Below are 21,022 nucleotides of genomic sequence, written 5' to 3'. Positions count from 1 at the left end.
CCCCAGTCCCCAGTCCCCAATCCCCAGTCCCCAGTCCCCAATCCCCAGTCCCCAAGGAGATCGCTTATGTCAATGGTCAGTTTACCTGGATTAAAAGAATTAATTGAAAGTATCAGTCGCGAACGAAATTTACCCCGTCTAGCAGTGCAATCAGCTATTAGAGAGGCACTACTTAAGGGCTACGAACGTTATCGTCGCGCTCAAAATTTAGAGCGTAAACAGTTTGACGAAGATTATTTTGATAATTTTGAAGTAGAACTCGATATTGATGGAGAAGGATTTCGCGTTCTTTCTACTAAAACCATAGTAGAAGAGGTCAGCAACTCAGACCATCAAATTTCCCTTGATGAAGTCCAACAAGTAGCTCCCGAAGCTCAGTTAGGTGACTCCGTGGTGCTGGATGTGACACCAGACCAAGGGGAATTTGGTCGCATGGCAGCAATGCAAACCAAGCAAGTACTGGCGCAAAAACTGCGGGATCAGCAACGTCAGATGGTGCAAGAAGAGTTTCAAGACTTAGAAAGCACAGTCTTACAAGCTAGAGTGCTGCGATTTGAAAGACAATCGGTGATTTTGGCAGTTAGCAGTGGCTTTGGTCAACCTGAAGTAGAAGCCGAATTACCGAAGCGGGAACAGTTACCCAACGATAATTATCGAGCGAATGCCACTTTTAAGATCTATCTCAAAAAAGTTTCCCAAGGTCAGCAACGGGGGCCACAGTTACTCGTGTCTCGCGCCGATGCTGGTTTAGTAGTTTATCTGTTTGCCAACGAAGTACCAGAAATTGAGGACGAAGTGGTGCGGATTGTCGCCGTAGCTAGGGAGGCAAACCCCCCTTCCCGTTACGTAGGGCCACGGACTAAAATAGCAGTAGACACCCTTGACCGCGATGTAGACCCAGTTGGTGCTTGCATTGGAGCGCGGGGATCGCGTATTCAAGTAGTAGTCAACGAATTGCGTGGTGAAAAAATAGATGTAATTCGCTGGTCTCCAGACCCAGCAACATACATTGCTAACGCCTTAAGTCCGGCGCGGGTAGATGAAGTCCGCCTGATGGATCCCGAAACACGACAAACTCACGTACTAGTAGCTGAAGATCAACTGAGTTTAGCTATCGGTAAAGAAGGGCAAAATGTGCGCTTAGCGGCTCGTCTCACTGGTTGGAAAATTGACATCAAAGACAAAGCCAAATATGACCACGCGGGAGAAGATGCCAGATTTATAGCTTCTAGGGCTAAATATCAAGCCGAGGAGGAAGAAGATGAGGATATCGATTTGGAGGAACTTGAAGATCAACAAGAAAAACTAGAATTAGAAGACGACGATAATTTTGACACTAATGATGACGAGTAATTTATCTGCTTCCCAAAGTTATGGTAGTGTTAAGCCCAGTCTCTGCCTTCATAGTTACTTTATAACCAAGCAACTTAATATAAGTAAAAATGGGAATAACAAAATCTTTTGACACCCAAACTGCTAACTAAAAATTAGCAGATAACCGATGAAACCCAATTATCGGCGTTGTATTAGTTGTCGCCAAGTAGGTTTGAAAGAAGAGTTTTGGCGGATTGTCCGCGTCTTTCCGTCGGGAAAGGTACAATTGGAAATGGGCATGGGGCGTTCTGCCTATATTTGTCCGCGAACGAGCTGCTTACAGCTAGCTCAGAAAAAAAATCGACTAGGGCGATCGCTACATGCATCAGTGCCAGAAGCACTGTATCAAACATTGTCGCAACGCCTAGCCCAAAGCAATAACCAAAATAAAAATTAGTTGGAACAACTTTTCTGTGGCAGTGATCCCCAAAGAGATGGAGTTGAAAACCTAACTAGGCTTTCAACTAAACTGTCTTGATTGCTGGGGTTAGTGCCAAAATAGTAAATGGGTGTAAAAGGCATTCGGCTCTCTAAATCAAAACGGAGGCGGAGCAACACTCCCAACAAGATTTACTCAAACGTGTTGTGGAAGACTCAGAAAAAGCAAAACAAAAAACTACAAAATGGCAACCTGGTAGCGCTCAAGCGCAGTTCGGCGTCAAAGGTGCCGATAAAAATTTTTTCTTTAAAAAGTTTTTATGGGTATCCGTCAACCACCGTCTCTGGTGAGGATGCCAACATTGAACCGAAACATCTCTCTTTCCTGATTGGAGGCACCGGCAAAATCTTAACGGCAACCTAAAAACAGTAATCAAAGGATGGAGATGTCACAAACCGGGCAGCCATCCGCTAAAACTGTAAATTAAAGGGGAAGAGTGGATGAACAACGGCAAAGTTAGAATCTACGAATTATCAAAGGAATTGAATTTGGATAACAAAGAGCTACTAGCAATTTGCGACCAGCTCAGCATTGCGGTCAAAAGCCATAGCAGCACGATTTCAGAATCTGAGGCCGAACAAATTCGACTGGCAGCGGAAAAACACGCAGCTACGAATGTCGCACCCAGAAAAGAACTAGGTACAACCAGCCATAAGCCAAATTCACCACAAAACGGCGGACGTAACCGACCTGCTGCTGCACCTCACAAACAGCAAATTTTGGAAATTCGCAAACCCAAAATATTGAGAAACACTACCTCCAACGCCCCAGAGGCGTCAGTTGCTATCAACGCTCAAATTGCTTCTTCATCTGAAGTTAATCCTCCTGCACCTCCACGACCCTTCGCTACACCTGTCTCACCCATGAAGCCGACGGTACCGACTCGACCTGTTCCCCGGAATCAGTCTGAGACTTCAGATCAATCTACAGTCACAGACTTGGATCAAGCGCCCAATACAAATCAGTCGCCGGAGAAAATAACTGCGGAAAAACCGCCGGAAAAATCAACTCCATCCAGACCAAGACCGGAAAAAACCCAAAAACCGCAGCTGGTGACACCACCTGCCAGACCAGCGGAAAAACCGCAGCCAGATTCTGAGCAGCCATCTGGGGGATCACAGGCAGAAAAACCTATTCTCAAACGCGATCGCAGCGACAGCCCCAAGCCCAAGATCGCCAAACCGACAACAGAGCAAATATCCCAGGGCACACCCGCACCCCAAAAACAGGCTCGTCCCACTCCAGCACCTGGAAGACCAGAGCAAAGAGGTAGTAGACCATCTGCCCCAGTATCACCAGGAGAAGGTCAACGACCCAGCAGACCGCAACGTCCAGGTGAAGTTGTAGCAGCCATGCCGATTGCTACTCCACCAAGACAAGCCCCTGGTGGAACAGCAGCCAAATCTGAGTTGCTCGATGAGCCAATTGCTCCTGATCTCCTTGATTTGAAACGCCCAACTCCCCCTCGCCCAACTAAAGGTGGCAAAAAATGGGTGGAAGAGGAAATCATTGACGAAGTTAAAGAAAAAGCCGGCAAAGCAGTCCCCAAAGGCAAGCGGATCAAACCAATCCTAGATGATGATTTTGAAGAGGACGATTTACTCGATGATGACGATTTAGATAGTCCAGCTACAATCCAAGTCAGCCTTTCCATCGCTCGCCCACCCAAGCCGAAGTCAGCTAAACCTCTACAGCTACCAGGCGCAATAGTAGCTAGCGCTCCGGCAGCCAGAACGAGAAGATCTAGTTCTAACCGTGACCAAAATCGTCGTCAACAAGAAACAGAACCAAAACGTGAACGCCCAGAAATCCTGCTAGTAACAGGGCCAATGACCGTGCAGGAACTAGCCGACGCCTTGGTTGTTGCTGATACAGAGATTGTCAAAATCCTGTTCCTCAAAGGCATGGCGGTGAGCATCACTCAAAATCTGGACGTGGCGACAATTACCCTAGTAGCAAAAGAACTAGAAGTAGAAGTCGAAACCGCTGAACCAGAAGCAGAAGCCCGAAAAGTCACAGAAATGATCGATGTGGCCGACCTGGAAAACCTCCAGCGGCGTCCAGCGGTAGTCACAATCATGGGTCACGTAGACCACGGTAAAACTACACTGCTCGACTCGATTCGGAAAACAAAAGTGGCTGCTGGTGAAGCTGGTGGTATTACTCAGCACATTGGTGCATACCACGTAGACATAGAACACGAAGGTAAGGCCAAGCAAATTGTCTTTTTAGATACCCCTGGTCACGAAGCCTTCACAGCCATGCGGGCACGAGGAGCGCGGGTGACAGACATTGCCATCTTGGTAGTAGCTGCTGACGATGGTGTGCGTCCCCAAACTATTGAAGCCATTAGCCATGCTCAAGCCGCAGGAGTGCCAATTGTCGTAGCTATCAACAAAATTGATAAAGAAGCTGCACAACCAGACCGAGTCAAACAAGAACTCACTCAGTATGGATTGACAGCAGAAGAATGGGGCGGTGAAACAATCATGGTTCCGGTGAGTGCGATCAAAGGCGAAAACCTAGATACACTCCTAGATATGATTCTGCTGGTAGCAGAGGTAGAAGAACTATCCGCTAATCCCAATCGCCCAGCTAAAGGCACTGTGATTGAAGCGCATTTGGATAAAGCCAAGGGAGCAGTTGCAACCCTGCTAATTCAAAATGGGACTTTGCGCGTAGGGGATATGTTAGTAGCTGGCTCTGCCTTTGGTAAAGTCCGAGCTATGGTCGATGACAGAGGTAAGAGGGTAGACGTAGCTAGTCCTTCCTTTGCCGTCGAAGTACTTGGCTTAAGCGATGTACCAGCCGCTGGTGATGAGTTCGAGGTCTTCGAGAATGAAAAAGAAGCCAGAACACTCGCAGGCGATCGCGCCGACAAACAACGCCAATCCCGCCTACTGCAAGGGCGTGTCACCCTCACAACCCTCTCAGCTCAAGCACAAGAGGGCGAGTTGAAAGAACTCAACTTGATCTTAAAGGGAGATGTCCAAGGTTCTGTGGAAGCCATTGTAGGAGCGCTCAAACAAATTCCCCAAAACGAAGTTCAAATTCGGATGCTGTTGGCTACAGCTGGAGAAATCACCGAAACAGATATCGACTTAGCAGCTGCAAGTAATGCCGTAATTATTGGTTTCAACACTACCTTTGCCAGTGGCGCTAGACAAGCCGCTGATGAAGCTGGTGTAGATGTCAGAGAATACAACATTATTTACAAACTCCTAGAAGATATCCAAGATGCCTTGGAAGGTCTGTTAGAACCAGAGTTAGTAGAAGAACCCTTGGGTCAAACCGAAGTCCGGGCAGTCTTCCCCGTCGGTCGCGGTGCGGTGGCTGGTTGCTATGTGCAATCTGGCAAGCTAGTTCGCAACTGCAAACTGCGGGTGCGTCGCGGCGGTAAGGTGATTTACGAAGGCGTTCTAGATTCCCTAAAACGGATGAAAGAAGATGCACGCGAAGTCAATGCCGGTTATGAGTGCGGTATCGGCGTTGATAAATTCAACGATTGGGTTACAGGTGACATCATCGAAGCCTACCAAATGGTAACTAAGCGCCGTACTCTCACATTGACCAAATAACATGAAAGTGAGATTGGGAGGTAGGGACGTTGGGGATCACAATTAACCCCCCATCTCCCTGATCTTCCTCATCTCCCCCTCTTGCCCTATGTCCTCATTTCGCTCTGAACCGATATTATGGATTCATGTCGCCGGGTTGGCGACACTGCCGATTTTCTTAATCCTGTGTTTGTTGTTCCTCTCTGTCGGTGAGCCACTAATGCCAGCGTGGATGGAACTATGTTTCGTCACTGCGACTGGTGTGATCCCGCTACTGTGGATGCAGTTGCGTCGTCCCTTTTATATTTTTGCAATTTTGGGAGTCGCACTGAAACCAGAAAATCTCACCGAACAGCAACGAAAAATTCTTTGTTTAATCAATACAAGGTTAAATCGCGTACTTTCGCTAGTAGCTGCAATATTATTAATTGGTGTGTTGTGGCAAATACACAAAGTAGTGCCATTGGTGGCACATGTGGCGAGCTTCTTACCACAATGGCGGACTCTGGGATTGCTGCTTGCCGGACTAACTTTTTTAGCTAGTAACTTATTTTTACAAATTCCTGTGAGTGTAGCTAGAGTTTTAGTGACCAATGACACAGAATTTGCTGCCATAGAACCATTATCTTTAGAAAAGATTAAGCAAGATTTCACAATTTTAGGTGTGCGAGTTAATCGAATATTGCCTAGATTATTTCAATCCCTTAAAAGTATTAACACAGACTCGCAGTAACACTTAAACTAAAAGCATAATAAGTATTTAAGTGAATCCCACTATCTCCTGTGGACTTATTTGGATTTACCTAAAATCAGAAACTCTATGACCGTAAAACTCAAAGTTGAGGAATGAGGTACTATGGCTCAAATTCCAGCTTCTAGCGATCGCCAACTAACTCGTGATACAGAAATTTGGCACAGCCTCAAATATGCGATCGCAGCAAGTTCCGGCTTTCAACGCTGGCAGCTAGAGCGTGATGCTCAATTACAAGGGCTACGCTTGGAACAGCAAGTACAGCGGTATTTACAGGAAACCTTAGAAACTTTAGCCTACTAATAATATTAAATGGCGCAGGAGGCAGGGAGATGAGGGAGATGAGGGAGATGAGGGAAAAGATTATTCCCCATGCCCAATTTGTATAAGTTCTGTTATTTATCTAGGGAATTTAGCTGAATAAGTGCTGATCATCCGGTATAGTTTTGCATGGGTTTTAAAGCTACGCGGCTGCGACCTGATTCGACATACCGTAATTCAGTACTTCACAGGCCTTAAAAATGAAATATCGAGGTTTTCAGATTTCTTCAACAAAAAACCTTCGCCCTCTTTCTAGCCGTTATCTCAAATCTACTTTTACCTTGAGCGTTGGACTTACAGCTTTGTTGGTTGTTTCTGGTGGGGTAAATGCTGGTGTTACCTACTCAGAAGGTACTGCCTCAAATCTCACAGCGCAAGCTCCCACAACTGCAACAGTGATTTATGTCAACTCAGCGACTGGTGCAGATACAGCTGGTGCTGGCACAACAGAAGCAGCACCTTATAAAAGTATTTCCTTTGCTCTGAGTCAAGCTCAACCAGGTACAATTATTCAACTAGCCCCAGGCACTTATAACCAAGAAAGTGGCGAAACCTTCCCGCTCACCCTCAAACCAGGGGTGACGTTGCGGGGTGATGAAAATACCAAAGGTCAAGCAATGTTAATTACAGGCGGAGGTTTCTACACGAGTCGTACCTTTGCAAGACAAGACATTACAATCCTCGCTGAGCAAGATACCACAATCACAGGTGTTACCGTCACCAACCCGAACCAACGAGGCACAGGGGTGTGGGTAGAATCAACTAATCCAACTATCAAAAATAGTACTTTTACTAACAGTGTTAGAGAAGGCGTTTTTGTGACTGGTACAGGTAATCCCAAAATCGAAAGTAATGTCTTTGTACAAAACAAAGGCAACGGGGTTTCTATAGCTAGAGCGGCTCAAGGAGAAATTCGCGGTAACACATTCCAAGATACTGGTTTTGGGATTGCGATCGGTGGGACTTCGACACCCTTAGTTGTTGAAAACCAAATCATCCAAAATCAAGATGGTCTTTTTATCTCAGAGTCAGCAAAGCCTGTACTTCGTAAGAATGTAATTCAAAATAATAAGCGAGATGGTGTTGTGGCGACCGTCAATGCGGCACCTGACCTCGGCACCAATGAAAGTCCTGGTGGCAATCTCATTCGCGGTAACACTCGTTATGATGTCAATAATGCTACCAAAACCAGTCAGATTGTTGCCGTTGGTAACGATATCGATCAGAAAAAGATTTTTGGTCAAGTAGATTTTGTCGCTGCGGATGTTACCCTGCCTCCTGGTCAGGCTGTGGCCTTTAAGGATGTACCAACAGGATATTGGGCAAAAACTTACATCGAAGCCCTAGCCGCCCAAAATATTATTGCTGGTTTTCCTGATGGTAGTTTTAAACCTAATGAACCTGTAACTCGTGCCCAATTCGCTACCATCGTTACCAAAGCCTTGAAACCACCGACAAAACGTGCAGGTCTTGAGTTTAAGGATGTAAAAAATAATTTCTGGGCTTACGCTGCGATTAAATCTGCTTACCAAAGTCAATTTATTGCTGGTTATCCCGATGGTACTTTTAAACCACAGCAGAAAATTCCCAGAGTACAAGCGTTAGTTTCGTTGGCTAACGGTTTGGGTTTAACTACAGATAATCAAAATGCCCTTTCCTTTTACACCGATGCGGCTCAAATTCCCAAATATGCGATCGCACCTGTTGCCGCAGCAACTTTAAAGCAACTAGTGATCAATTATCCTACAGCCAAGCAACTCAATCCCAATCGTGAGGCAACTAGAGCAGAAGTTGCGGCCTTTGTTTACCAAGCACTTGTCAGTACTGGACGTGCCCAACCAATTCCTTCTCCCTATTTGGTGACAGTTCAGTAAATAACTGATTTGCAAAAGTTGTGAGTGCTGGGTAAAAAACAATACCTTCGCCATTTTTAAAAATGGCGAAGGTATTATCAGAAAAAAGTCATATGACAAGAAGCTTTCAACTCTGTTCCCTATTCCCTATTGCCTTCAGGTTAAATTCAGCCCGCCATCAGCTACAATAACTTCTCCAGTGATATAGTCCGAAGTGACCAACATTGCTACAAGATCAGCAATTTCTTCGGGTTTAGCAGCTCGCCTCATTGGGGCGTGATTTTGCCAAGTTTCTTGGGCGCTATACCATTGCTTTGTCATTGGTGTCTCTACTAATCCAGGAGCGATTGCATTAACCCGAATTGCTGGTGCCAGAGTCACAGCAAGTAGTCGCGTCAAGTGATTAAGTGCAGCTTTGCTTACAGAATAAGGGATAGACGCTCCTTTAGGGCGGACACCTGCATGAGAACTGATATTGACGATGCAACTAGGATGCCCATCTTGAGCGCTTTGACGCAGAGCTGATTCTGCCTCAGCAATCAATATCCACGGTGCAATTACATTTACTTGGTATAACTTTGCCCAGATTTCTGATGTTGCCTGTTTGAGAGCCGTGTGTGGAATAACTTCACTAATGCCGGCATTATTAACAATGACATCAAGGCGACCATATTGCTTGATAACTGTTTGAATAAGTTGACTAGTTTCCTTTTCGTTTGCCAGATCAGCTTGAATATAACTGGCATTTCCCAGTTCTTCTGCAAGTGCTACACCTGCCTTAACTGAGGATTTTGAATGGATTGCGATAGACATTTTTTCTGTTGCAAGACGCCTAGCAATGGATGCACCAATGCCTGATGTCGATCCTGTGACAAGCGCAACTCGGTTCAAGAATGATTGCATCAAATTTTAAGTTCTCAATAATTAGCAAAATTAAAGCGCCAAGACTTGGTTATTGATCTGACGCTCTAAGAGTTATAAATTTTCTTAAAATAGGGGTTCTTTATTTAGTTAACCCCATTTAAACTTTATTTGATTTATATTCGGGGTCTTTATATTGGCTAACCCCGTTTGAAAGATCTTTAGTATCTCAGAAATTTTTATTTTTTGAGATTTCCTAATATTTTTTTTATTTTTTCTCTGTTAATTATGGACGTTTTTGCCGACGCTGTTCCCAGCGCCAGAGATATATCATCAGAGCAACAACACCTATTTGGAGCGCCAAGTTAGGTAAGATGCTGTCAACTTCGCGTCCTGCAAGTAATTGCACAAAAAAGATAAACGCGCCTATTAAACCAGAAGCACCAAAACCAATATAAAGAAATTGCCGCAAGCCTCTATAGGGAGCTGCTGCTTCTGCTTTCAGGCGGGCGTAATGTTCTAGCTTAAGACGGTTTTTGGGATTTTGGTCTACCATGAGTGAATTATGCTATGATTTTAGGCTGTGTATGCCGATGTGGCTCAGTGGTAGAGCACTCGATTCGTAATCGAGCGGTCGCGGGTTCAAATCCCGCCATCGGCTTTAATAGAATTATTACTCAAGCTCAGTTTCGCAGAAGGCTTTGAGTAAATCAATACAATTAGCGATCGCTCCTAAATGAGCAATTTCGTAGCCATGGGTATTTTGTGTGGGAAATGCCAAACAGGCAGCACGGGCAACATGTCCAAACTTCATAGCGATTGAAGCATCGCTCCCAAACCCACTTAATGTTGTTAACTGCACTGACATATCTAACTGCTTAGCACAGTAGCGCAGTTGACCATTCAACGTTTCATCATAAATACCATAGGCATCTTGAGCAAGAATTACCGGATTTTTCCCGTCTTCAATTGGGTATTCGCTCGATAGCGGACAAATTTCCAATGCAATTAAAGCATCCAAACGCTGATTTTGGGTAAAAAATAGCGCTCCAATTGCTCCCACTTCTTCTTTTGCCGATGCAACCAAATATACATCAACTACTGGCTGTTTGACTATTTCAGCCAAGGCTAACAAAATCGCTACAGAGGCTTTATTGTCCAGAGTGTAACTAGCGATATGATCTTTCAACCTAATAGGCTGTTTGCGATGCTTGCCAATCACCATCCTACTGCCTGGCCTAACGCCTGCTGCTTCTAGTTCGGCAGTAGTGAGTTTTGTTTCAATCCAGGCATTTTCCCATTTGAGAGCAGTATCTTCCTGCTGGGCTTTTTGAGGAGATTCATGGGAAACATGGCGAGAACCAAAGCTGAGAATCCCACTGATAGTTTGGTGATCTCCAAGTAAATCTACAACTCCTTCACCGTAAACCCATGGGTAAGAACCACCAAGCCTACGAACTTCGACACGGCCATCATCACCGAGACTTTTGACAATTGCACCAATTTCATCTTTATGGGCAGTAATCGCAATTGCTCTATCTGAATATTTACCAGGGATTTTCGCAATTATATTATCGGCGCGATCGCCCCACACCTCAACACCCAAAGCTGCAAATCGCTGCATCAACAACTGATTAACTTCAGCTTCTGCCCCACTAGGAGAATGGTGCATGACCAATTCTGCAATTATTTGAAATAGGCGATCGTAATTCCACATTAGTATCTTAAATTAACCAAATCTCTGACCTTAAATATCTAAGTACACAACTGAAATCACTGTATTCCCTACTGTTCCCTGTTCCCTTTAACTTCAAAATCACTGTATTCCCCACTCTTCCCTACTCCCTACTCCCCACTCCCTACTCCCTTCCCTTTAACTTCAAAGCCTCAGCAGCCGATATCCCCTCACCCTGAGTGCCAAAATACCACAAAGCCGCCACTGCCTCAGCACGAGTTACTGGTTTTTTGGGTTGAAACAGTGTCGTATAGCCAAACACCCGCCGAATATTTGACTGTTCAGCATTTTGAAAATCAGCTAATACTGCTTTCAAAGCTTTGGGGTCAATTTTTCCTAAATCTTGAAAACCCCAGGTTTGTTTCACTGCATCTAAATTAGCTGAAGGTAACGCTTGACGGGTATCTAGAGGTAATTTCCACAGTAGCAACTGCTCTCGCGTTAAGGGTGCATCAGGACGAAATAAAACTGCTGTAGAATCCCCAGATAAAGGGCTGGGAATTAACCCAGCTTCCGCTAATCCCTGAATCGCTGGGAAATCGGGGTCTTTTGACGATACATCACTAAAAGCTGATTGTGTGCTTGCCGATGCTAAGCGAATCTGCTTAGCTGGGTTATTGGCGTGCATAGCATTGTTAGCAGCAACCAACCAACGCGCATATTCTCTACGAGTGATGATTTTACTCGGTTCAAATTGATTAATTGTGGTGGTATTAGTCTTAGTTGTTTTTGCTTGTGGGGATAAAACACCCAATGCTGCCAAATCTTGGATATATTTGCGCCATTCTTGCGGTGCTTGATTCAAATCATTGAATTCCTGAGATTCTGGCTTAGCTTGGCTATTAGATGTATTTCCTGGCTGTGCTGCCAAGTTTGCACTTAGCACAGGGCCAATAAACTGTGGATCTCCTGGTTGCGGAACTTCGCTAGTAGTCTGAGCGCTAGTAGTTTGGCTAGGACTTGCAGTTGGGGTAGGTTGTGCGGTTGTCGTGGAGTTGGGTATATACTCAATCAATAATTGCGTAGCTGTTTGGGGTTGATTAGCTAAAGCGTTGGTAACTGATTGTGGCTGAATCGAAACCCTTATCAATAAATTATTGCGACGTGCTTCAAAAACACCTCCCCCGTCTTCTGGAGGTTGCTGCAAAACCTGCCAGTTGTTTGTTTGAAACTGGTTTTTATAAAAGCTAGAAATAAAATTGCTGGGATCAGAACTTAACCAACGTGTTGATACTTTGTTTTCTGAACCACTAGCTGGTGTGATTTCCTGTAGTTTAGCACCAGGATACAGAGGTATATCTTGAGGAAAATCAGTTGGTAACTGCACTACTGATTCATTCTGCTGTACTTGCGTTTGTTGATTTGAAGATTCTCCCAGAGCAACAGGATTATTTTGCAGTTGCGGATCTGCTGCTAGAGACTGCTCAAGGTTCTTAGCAACTGGACTGTTAGCACAGGCTGTTAACGATGTCAGTAAAACAGCCAAACTCACAAAGGCGGCTGGACGTTTACAGGGAAGCACAGGAAATCACAAATCAAGTTTCAATTCCTACCCTAGCGCAGACTGCCAAAAGCTGCTTGTTTGCGGGTGAGTCAGTATTTAGAATTTGTGTTTGACAAATACGATATATCGCGATATATTATATTTAACGATAAAGATATATCGCGATACGTCAAATAAACACAAGGAATTACATATGTTTAGACAATTTCATCCACATTTTCCTGTACCAGCCCATGCTGGAGAAGGATTTGGCAATCAATTTTTCATGAGTGGGCGACATGGACACAGAGGTTCATCGAGTGGTGGCTGGGGAGATGAGCCTCGCACCCGTCGCGGTGACATCAAATTTATGCTGCTTGGGCTTCTATCTGAGCGGGCCCAGCATGGTTATGAATTGATTAAAGAGCTAGAAACCCGTCGAGGAGGCTTTCGCCGCCTTAGCCCAGGCTCTGTCTATCCAACGCTTCAGATGTTGGAAGAAGGCGGTTATTTGACTAGTGAGCAAGTCGATGATAAGCGTGTCTACACGATTACAGAGAGTGGTAGACAATTATTGCGCGATCGCAACCAGCAGGCTGATTTAAGAAACACTTACAACAGTTTTAAGGAAAACAAGCCTTCGGAATTGATTGAGTTGCGGCGTACCTTAACAGAGTTAAATGATGCTGTTACACAAATTGCTCGCAGTGGCAATTTAGAGCAAGCAAATCGAGTACGCGAGCTGCTTGTTCAGGTAAAGCGTGAAATTTACAAGTTTCTTGCCGAGCAGTAAGGTTGGTGTGGGTAGTTTACGAATTAAAATCAGAACCCAAGCAAGTCTATTGTTGTATCGTATTCTGTTAATAAAATGAGTAAACGGTAGCAAAAGCTACCGTAACGTCTTTGTTCTCCAGCGATTAGGTTTTGGTAATTCCCATGCTTGTATATAGAATTCCCTAAAATTCTGGCAAGCTAACATTTTTATGAAAAAAATAAATTTCTTACCTTGTGAGAGTGAGAAGCAAAATTTTAGAAAGTATTTGGCTAACGGTGGTAAGCTAAATAAGGTAATAGATAGAAAAATTCATGCCCCTCCGCTTCACTCCAGTGACAGATAACCCTGGGAACTCAGCGTAAGTATGAAGTTGTTGAGGCTAAAGTAATCGGCAAAGCACTCAGTATTGCAGCAATTGCGCTGAAATTTATCAATTGAGTTTCTGAGTAAAGGCTACTGATACTCTTGCTTTGAGTTTAGCAGTACTTATGCTGAGGAGTATATCTATATCAGCTTCAAAACTATAAGCCAAATTTGTTGTAGCCATCAAAATTGAAAACCCACAAAACGATCGCATGTTACAGGAGCAGTAGATAATTATATGAAAGTTCTTGTATCACAATTTGATGCGATCGCCTTTTGCTTCGATAAGTTATTGCTCAAGGTGGCAACCAAATTAGTTTACTGCCATCCTCACTGCTATGTCGTAGTATAAAAACTTTGATCATACCCCTGAGAAAAGATTTTTATTCTCGTCGGAAAACTCAAACTGATATTCAACAGCAAGGATGGTTTTAAGACAGTAACTTATGGGAAAATCCCATCACCAAGGATGAAAATACTTCTTCCCACGCCCTATATTTCCAACGGATACTTATGTAATAAAAAATACAAACTTTTATAGAAATCCCTCTTTCCCCACTCCCCACTCCCCACTCCCTATTTTCAACTTAGGAGTATGAAAAATCTAAAATAGATATTAAATTGAGAAAAAGAACGACCATCGACAACTGTTAGTTAATCTTACTTTTTGTAAAGCGTCGCCGGGTTGTTACCAGTGCTGAAACACGATTACATGCCAGTTTCCCAGGATCAGCCGATCTATTATGAGGCTCCACTCCAGCTGCTACTGTTTGTCGATGGACGCCCAAAGTCCCGACAACAGGTGCAACGATTACGTGCTTATTTAAAGGAATTGCAGGCTGAGTATAGTTTTGAACTTCAAATTATTGATGTTGGTCAACAACCCTACTTGGCGGAACACTTCAAGTTGATAGCAACGCCAGCTTTAATCAAAATCCACCCAGAACCCCGGCAAATTTTAGCTGGGAGTAATATCATTGCCCAATTAAAAAACTGTTGGTCTCGCTGGCAAGCTTCTGGAGAAGCCTTTTCTAAATTACAGGAAGACTTACAAGAAAGTATCGACGAACACGGACGGGTAATATTACCCACATCCACAATCCCTTCAGTTGCTGTTTCTGCCGAACTGATTCAACTCTCAGACGAAATTTTTCGCTTAAAACAGGAAAAAGAGAAACTCCAAGAACAACTCCAGTTTAAAGATCGAGTCATCGCTATGCTGGCGCACGATCTCCGTAATCCCCTCACTGCGGCGGCGATCGCCATCGAAACTCTCCAATCTAACTACAATCAAGATACGGGTGAGTTTCAGCGCCTCAAACCAGCCATGACAGCTCACTTACTCAAACAAGCCCGTAGCCAAGCTAGAATCATCGACCGCATGATAGCTGACCTTTTGCAAGTAGGTCGTGGTAGCGATACAGAGCTTCCTATTATACCACAAAAAGTAGAAATAGGTAAACTTTGTTTAGATGTACTCGAAGAATTACGCGATCGCTACATAGCCAAATCCCAGAAGGTAGAAACAGATATCCCCAAAGACTTACCCACTGTGTATGCTGACCCAGAACGCATTCGTCAAGTATTAGTAAATCTTTTAGACAATGCCATAAAGTATACACCAAAAGACGGTAAAATCAGCGTTGCTGGACTCCACCGAACAACCCAAAAAGTTCAATTTAGTATTGGTGATACTGGGCCTGGTATACCTGTGGAAAATCGCGATCGCATCTTTGAGAACCACTTCCGTCTACAACGCGACGAAGGCACAGAAGGTTACGGTATTGGTCTTTGTTTATGCCAACGGATCATTCGCGCACATTACGGCCAAATTTGGGTAGACTCTGCTCCCTACGGCGGGGCATGGTTCCATTTTACATTGCCGGTTTATCCGTCTTAGAGACGCGCTTTTGAAGCGTCTCTACATTCATTGTCTGTCCCCTGTCTCCTGTTCCCTCTAAAAAAACTACCTCCAAACAATTCGATTACGCCCCTTTGCTTTTGCTTGATAGAGTGCTTTATCTGCTCCTACAATCAAATCCGAAGGAGAAGATTCCCAAGTCGGAATGACAGTTGCCACTCCCATACTCAAAGTGACGTGCGGACTGACGCTAGACCCATCATGGGGAATTTCTAGCTCTCTAACTCCAGCTTGTATCGCTCCTGCAACATGAATTGCACCAATCGCATGAGTGTAGGGCATAATCACAGCAAATTCTTCGCCACCGTAACGCGCTACTAAATCTTGATGTTTCTGGGCTTTACGGCTTAACACAGTACCCACCTTTTGTAAGCAAAGGTCTCCACCAGGATGACCATATTTATCATTATAAAATTTGAAAAAGTCGATATCACATAAAATCAACGATAGTGGAGCTTCTTCTTGAGCTAAGTTAATCCACTGAGTGTTTAGATAATCATCAAAACGGCGACGGTTCGCCAATCCAGTTAGACCATCTACATTAGCCAGATGCTGTAAGGCTTGGTTTGCAGCTTCTAGCTGTTTATAAACTTGTGCTTGTTGTAATAGTCGTCGCAACCTCTGGCGCAATATTGCCCAATGAATTGGCTTAGTGACATAATCGGTAGCCCCTGCCTCAAAGGCGCGATCTACTGAATCTCTATCATCCAAACTTGTAACCATGAGTATGGGTGTACGCCCCCATAATTTAGAGATCATCGTATTGCCAAGGGCTGAGTCAGTATCAAGTGTTGCTAATGCTGATATTAAATTATTTCTAGCAATTTGGAGTAGTTGCTTACAGCAAGTAAAGCCATCCATTACAGGCATCACAGCATCTAGTAAAACTATGTCTGGCTTGACAGTTTCAAAAGCATCCAAACATTGCTTACCGTCACAAACCTCAACTACTCGATAACCATCTTGTTCCATAGCTTCACGCAATAACACTCGCGTGGTCTTGTCGTCATCGGCCACCAGAATTACAGGGGGTTGCTTGGTAAGAGAGAATGGGCTTATGCCTGCCATGAGTTGCGTTCCACAGAAAAAGAGAGTATCGGGTAGGAAAAAAACCTCACCTCCATAGTCAAATCACCTGTGATTGATATTTGTTTTTCGTAAGTGACTTGACGGAAGACATACAAACAAAATCAGGTAAAACATGTGTGATATGTGAAAATGTTGTTAAGCTTATTTCAAGTTTGCATAAACAATGAGCAATAAAATGCACCGTGCGATCGCTCTCATGCTTTGGAAATAGCAACCAACTTTTTTGTGACAAGAAACTGCTTGATTATTGTGAACTAAGCAAGCAGTACAGAATTATATTTCATAAATAATTAATATGTTCTAAAAATCGAAGGCAATTTTTACCTTTTTCCTGAAATACAGATAGTTATGGTAATAATTGTTATTTTTATACTTCCCCAGTGATCAAGTCAAATTGCAGTTTTATTTAAAACTTCAAATGTACAACTTATTTTCTTGATTATTTAGTTAATTGGGAAAACTACAGAGGTAGATTAAAACAATTTCATATATGCATAAAAATTAGACAATATTTTTTACTAGTAATACTCTGTTCATTCCTCATACGACTTAGTCATATTTATCAAATTTAAGAATAATTACTGAGTACTCATACAAAATTAAGCAAAAGCTTTTATTTTTGGTTTTTTCAAAAATACTTCTCTCAGTTATAATACCTAAAACTTGTAAAATTTTAATACATGTGTTGGTAAAAATTTTAGTTCTTTACTACCGCTTTCAAGCTAAAATAAACTACACAGCAAGATATTTTATAAAAGCTTACAACTTACGCCTAATGTGAATTAACAGCTTTAATTTTGTAGGGTGCGTTATGGACGCAAGTCCTAACGCACCGCAGCTCTCGGACTACAAAGCTGGATTTAGGGTGAGGGCATTGACAAAATCATTCAAGTTTTAATATCTAACTCACATTAGATCAACTTATTAAAAGTTACCAAATTTTTCTCATGCCAGATCCATTAATGTATCAACAGGATAACTTTGTTGTTCTAGAAACAAACCAACCAGAACAATTTTTGACAGCATTAGAGTTGTTAGAAAAGCTCAAAAAAACTCTTCAACAACTCAATGTTCATGACCTGCCACCTGACTTACAAAGGTTTGATACTGTAGCAGAACAAGCCCAATATCTGCTTGATACTAGTTGTGAGTTAGATATTGGTATTGGAAAGTACTTGCAGTGGTATGCAGTTCGCTTAGAAAAGTGAATGGAGAATGGAGCCAGTCCCTAGTCCCCAATCCCTGCTGACTCTTTTTGAGTAGTAATCAACGTCAGTTCAATTTTGCTTTCTTCTGGCTGTGTGATTTTAATCTCCACTCCGGGGCCAAAATAGCTGGTCATTTTTTCCTGTTTTTGCTGCCAGACATCAATTGGTATCAATGGCGAGTCAAATTCTAAAGTTAAGGCGTAGGCCCCGTTAGCTTCCGTTTCTCTTAAACCTGTAACTGTAGGCCGTTCGTTATCTGTTGGACTCAGACCCAGATAAGAGAGTGTCCCATCGAAATGAGCGTCTTGACCGTAGCAATATCGAGTAATGTCTTTGCGGATTTTATTTTGAGTCTGGGTTGCCTGCTGTTCTCGCAGTTTTAAAACTGGAGGTGTTGTAATTTGACTAAAAGGTATAGGCTTGAGTTCATTAGCTTTAAGCGCTAGTCCTCCCAACAATAGAGGAAAACCGTAAAAAAATCCGACAAGATTTAGTGTTGCATTATTATTAGCGTAGGCGATGAAGCCGACGATAGTTAATATGCTGCCGATGGTTAAACCGAGTGTTCCCAAAGAAATTTGGCGTAACATAATCTGAGGTTCGTTTGACACTCTCCGGGCTAAAGCCACGGAAATTTTTAAGACATTTCAGCCTTAATATCCTGTTTACACAGGTTAAGCGGCTCAACACGTTTGCCACTAGGGCGTGCTGATGTCTCCGTACATTTTTTGGGCGTAGACTTTCCCCCAGTCCGGGGGTAGGTTTTAAATCTTGTACTGATTAGTTCACTTTAACATGGCTGAGTCCTAAAGGACTTAATTAGTTTCGTGGGTTTAAGTCCCCCGGTTATATACTGACAAAGCCAGCTTTTTGGCGTGGTAAAGTAGCGTGGTAAAATTAGAGCATTCCTCATTATTTCGCTCGGATTACCGGGGATCAATTAGCCGAGAGGACACATTCATCCTGCTGCCTCGGCCTTTACTGATACCTTATTAAGAATACTATACAGCATTACTAATGGTTAAATCTGCTCCTCCCCCAATTGCTAGCCGTAAACCTTCTAAAGTAGAAGGAATCAAAGAAAATAGTAATTTTTTACGTGAACCCGTAGCAACTGAGATACTTCAGGATACAACTCACTTTAGCGAAGATGCGATACAGATTCTGAAGTTTCATGGATCTTATCAGCAGGATAACCGCGACAATCGCGTCAAGGGACAGGAAAAAGATTATCAGTTTATGCTGCGGACAAAAAATCCTGGTGGATTTATACCGCCGCAACTGTATCTAGCTTTAGACAAGCTAGCTGATGAATACGGCAACCATACGTTACGAGTAACCACTCGTCAAGGTTTTCAACTGCACGGAATTCTCAAGAAAAATCTTAAGACGGCAATTGCCACTATTGTTAAAAACTTGGGTTCAACCTTGGGTGCTTGCGGCGACATCAACCGCAATGTCATGGCACCACCAGTTCCCTTTAAGAATCGCCTTGAGTATCAGTATGCTTGGGAATATGCTCAGAATGTTGCTGATTTGCTATCACCACTAACGGGTGCTTATTACGAAATCTGGTTAGATGGTGAAAAAGTCATTAGCGGTGAAGAAAACCCAGAGGTCAAAGCAGCAAGACAGCGTAATGGCACTGGTACAATCATCCATGACAACGAAGAACCGATTTATGGCACGCACTACATGCCTCGTAAGTTCAAAGTTTCCGTGACAGTGCCAGGGGATAACTCGGTTGATTTATATTCCCAAGACCTTACCTTGGTAGTTATTACCAATAAAAAAGGTAAACTCGAAGGCTTTAACATCTTCGCTGGCGGTGGCTTAGGACGGACACACAACAAAGAAGAAACCTTCGCTAGGATAGCAGACCCAATTTGCTATGTAGCAAAAGATGATGTCTACGACTTAGTAAAAGCAATTGTTGCGACTCAGAGAGATTATGGCGATCGCACCGACCGCCGTCATGCCAGACTAAAATATCTACTCCACGATTGGGGCGTTGATCAATTCCGTACCAAGGTCGAGGAATACTTTGGTAAACCAGTTGCACCTTTTAAATCCCTACCAGAGTTTAAATATCACGACTTTCTCGGTTGGAATGAACAAGGCGATGGCAAACTGTTTTTAGGTATTTCCATTGATAATGGTCGAGTCAAAGATGAAGGTTCATTGCAACTTAAAACAGCCTTGCGGGAAATTGTTGAGCAATTTAACTTACCCATCCGCTTGACGCCTCACCAAAACCTGATTTTTTGCGACATCGAACCAGATCACAAGCAAGCCATTCAAGATATTCTGACTCGTTGTGGTATCGTCTCTGACCCCAGCACAATAGAACCTCTAGTGCGTTATGCTATGGCTTGCCCTGCTTTGCCTACTTGCGGTCTAGCCATCACCGAATCAGAACGAGCAATACCTGGTATATTAGAACGAATTCGCACTCTATTAGATCAAGTTGGTTTACAAAACGAGCATTTTGTGGTAAGAATGACAGGATGCCCTAACGGCTGCGCTCGTCCCTACATGGCAGAATTGGGTTTTGTAGGTAGCGCCCCCGAATCATACCAACTATGGTTAGGAGGTTCGCCCAATCAAACTAGGCTGGCACTGCCTTATATGGAAAGGCTACATCATAACGATTTAGAAACCCAGCTAGAGCCGATTTTTGTCTACTTTAAAAAGTTACGCCAATCTGGGGAAAGTTTTGGTGATTTTTGCGATCGCGTCGGTTTTGACGCCATCCGGGAATTTGCCGCTCAATACGAGTCTCAGACTGCCCCAGAAACAGGAATTACAGACGATAGCGATGGTTTAGTAGAGACAATGGCAGATTCCACCACAGCACCAATTACAGAAGAAAGTGAAGCTCAGGAAGTAGCGATCGCAAACACTACCGTTGCTAGCAGTAAAACACGGCGTCGCGTTAGCCTGCAACATGATATTTACAGCAAAGTCAAGGAAACCGCAGCTCGCCAAGGCAAATCAATGACTCAGTTAGTCAACGAGGCTGTAGAGATTTACTTGAAAAATTTGTCGTAAATCTAAACTTCACAAGCGGGCTTTCGCCTAAACGCAAAACAATTTATCGTGAGATTTCTCCCGTTATAGTTGCACACTGAACGGGAGCTTCTAATACGGAAAACTTGTACCAAATTTGCGTGGGTTTATTGTAGATAATTTAGATCAAATTTTACTATCCCAGAGAGAACGGAATTAGTGTTATACCATGTCCGTTTAAAGACTTATGATTTGGCTGACGCGGAGATAGGGAGACGCGGTG

The 21,022-nt window shown here is 43.5% G+C and carries 17 protein-coding genes and 1 tRNA gene; 12 read left to right on the top strand and 6 right to left on the bottom strand.

The features are described from left to right. Positions 1-66: 66 nt before the first annotated feature. The 7 genes from nusA to AC5JMF_RS18905 all read left to right on the top strand — a co-directional run bounded on the left by nusA (position 67) and on the right by AC5JMF_RS18905 (position 8,316). Entirely contained in the window at positions 67-1,353 is a 1,287-nt protein-coding gene (gene nusA, locus AC5JMF_RS18935; protein ID WP_495797271.1) for a transcription termination factor NusA, read from the top strand. 148 nt (positions 1,354-1,501) lie between these two features. Further along, positions 1,502-1,771 (top strand): YlxR family protein, encoded by a 270-nt coding sequence (locus tag AC5JMF_RS18930; protein ID WP_495797270.1) that lies wholly within the window; start codon positions 1,502-1,504, stop codon positions 1,769-1,771. A gap of 108 nt (positions 1,772-1,879) precedes the next feature. Further along, on the top strand, positions 1,880-2,176 hold the full coding sequence (locus AC5JMF_RS18925) for a hypothetical protein (RefSeq protein ID WP_495797269.1): 297 nt from the start codon (positions 1,880-1,882) through the stop codon (positions 2,174-2,176). 77 nt (positions 2,177-2,253) lie between these two features. Continuing rightward, the gene (infB, locus tag AC5JMF_RS18920; protein WP_495797268.1) at positions 2,254-5,391 is read left to right on the top strand and encodes a translation initiation factor IF-2; all 3,138 of its coding nucleotides are present in this window, start codon (positions 2,254-2,256) and stop codon (positions 5,389-5,391) included. Between the two features lie 88 nt (positions 5,392-5,479). Next, complete coding sequence (locus AC5JMF_RS18915) at positions 5,480-6,103, top strand: low-complexity tail membrane protein (protein ID WP_495797267.1); 624 nt, start codon at positions 5,480-5,482, stop codon at positions 6,101-6,103. Between the two features lie 123 nt (positions 6,104-6,226). After that, positions 6,227-6,424 carry a hypothetical protein gene (locus AC5JMF_RS18910; protein ID WP_495797266.1) on the top strand — a complete coding sequence of 66 codons (198 nt, stop codon included), beginning with the start codon at positions 6,227-6,229 and terminating at the stop codon, positions 6,422-6,424. Between the two features lie 218 nt (positions 6,425-6,642). Beyond that, a complete protein-coding gene (locus tag AC5JMF_RS18905) occupies positions 6,643-8,316 on the top strand; it encodes a DUF1565 domain-containing protein (RefSeq protein ID WP_495797265.1) in 1,674 nt (557 codons plus the stop codon). 135 nt (positions 8,317-8,451) lie between these two features. Here the strand turns inward: AC5JMF_RS18905 and AC5JMF_RS18900 are convergent, their stop codons facing one another. Together AC5JMF_RS18900 and AC5JMF_RS18895 are read right to left on the bottom strand one after the other, a co-directional pair. Continuing rightward, the gene (locus tag AC5JMF_RS18900; protein WP_495797264.1) at positions 8,452-9,198 is read right to left on the bottom strand and encodes an SDR family NAD(P)-dependent oxidoreductase; all 747 of its coding nucleotides are present in this window, start codon (positions 9,196-9,198) and stop codon (positions 8,452-8,454) included. 244 nt (positions 9,199-9,442) lie between these two features. Beyond that, complete coding sequence (locus tag AC5JMF_RS18895; RefSeq protein ID WP_495797263.1) at positions 9,443-9,712, bottom strand: DUF3493 domain-containing protein; 270 nt, start codon at positions 9,710-9,712, stop codon at positions 9,443-9,445. 33 nt (positions 9,713-9,745) lie between these two features. Here AC5JMF_RS18895 and AC5JMF_RS18890 point away from each other — a divergent pair. Then, a tRNA-Thr gene (locus tag AC5JMF_RS18890) sits at positions 9,746-9,817 on the top strand. A gap of 12 nt (positions 9,818-9,829) precedes the next feature. Here the strand turns inward: AC5JMF_RS18890 and AC5JMF_RS18885 are convergent. Then, complete coding sequence (locus AC5JMF_RS18885) at positions 9,830-10,873, bottom strand: M42 family metallopeptidase (protein WP_495797262.1); 1,044 nt, start codon at positions 10,871-10,873, stop codon at positions 9,830-9,832. A gap of 142 nt (positions 10,874-11,015) precedes the next feature. Beyond that, a complete protein-coding gene (locus tag AC5JMF_RS18880) occupies positions 11,016-12,413 on the bottom strand; it encodes an S-layer homology domain-containing protein (protein WP_495797261.1) in 1,398 nt (465 codons plus the stop codon). A 175-nt stretch (positions 12,414-12,588) separates the two neighbouring features. Here AC5JMF_RS18880 and AC5JMF_RS18875 point away from each other — a divergent pair, with 175 nt between their 5' ends. Both AC5JMF_RS18875 and AC5JMF_RS18870 read left to right on the top strand, forming a co-directional pair. Then, positions 12,589-13,167 carry a PadR family transcriptional regulator gene (locus AC5JMF_RS18875; protein WP_495797260.1) on the top strand — a complete coding sequence of 193 codons (579 nt, stop codon included), beginning with the start codon at positions 12,589-12,591 and terminating at the stop codon, positions 13,165-13,167. Between the two features lie 1,039 nt (positions 13,168-14,206). After that, positions 14,207-15,412: a histidine kinase gene (locus AC5JMF_RS18870; protein ID WP_495797259.1), complete on the top strand. Its 1,206-nt coding sequence runs from the start codon at positions 14,207-14,209 to the stop codon at positions 15,410-15,412. A 66-nt stretch (positions 15,413-15,478) separates the two neighbouring features. On the opposite strand, the gene AC5JMF_RS18865 is transcribed toward AC5JMF_RS18870, so the two are convergent. Beyond that, positions 15,479-16,501 (bottom strand): GGDEF domain-containing response regulator, encoded by a 1,023-nt coding sequence (locus AC5JMF_RS18865; protein ID WP_495797258.1) that lies wholly within the window; start codon positions 16,499-16,501, stop codon positions 15,479-15,481. Between the two features lie 968 nt (positions 16,502-17,469). Here AC5JMF_RS18865 and AC5JMF_RS18860 point away from each other — a divergent pair. Next, the gene (locus tag AC5JMF_RS18860; protein WP_495797257.1) at positions 17,470-17,730 is read left to right on the top strand and encodes a CRR7 family NDH-1 assembly protein; all 261 of its coding nucleotides are present in this window, start codon (positions 17,470-17,472) and stop codon (positions 17,728-17,730) included. A 20-nt stretch (positions 17,731-17,750) separates the two neighbouring features. Here AC5JMF_RS18860 and AC5JMF_RS18855 read toward each other — a convergent pair whose 3' ends face one another. Then, entirely contained in the window at positions 17,751-18,320 is a 570-nt protein-coding gene (locus AC5JMF_RS18855; RefSeq protein ID WP_495797256.1) for a DUF2854 domain-containing protein, read from the bottom strand. Positions 18,321-18,747: 427 nt separating this feature from the next. Here AC5JMF_RS18855 and sir point away from each other — a divergent pair, with 427 nt between their 5' ends. Then, positions 18,748-20,781 (top strand): sulfite reductase, ferredoxin dependent, encoded by a 2,034-nt coding sequence (gene sir, locus AC5JMF_RS18850; RefSeq protein ID WP_495797255.1) that lies wholly within the window; start codon positions 18,748-18,750, stop codon positions 20,779-20,781. The last annotated feature ends 241 nt before the right edge of the window (positions 20,782-21,022 follow it).

This window comes from Desmonostoc vinosum (assembly GCF_059505385.1).
Note: the sequence above shows the minus strand (reverse complement) of the source record. Positions and strands in the feature narration are given on the sequence as shown.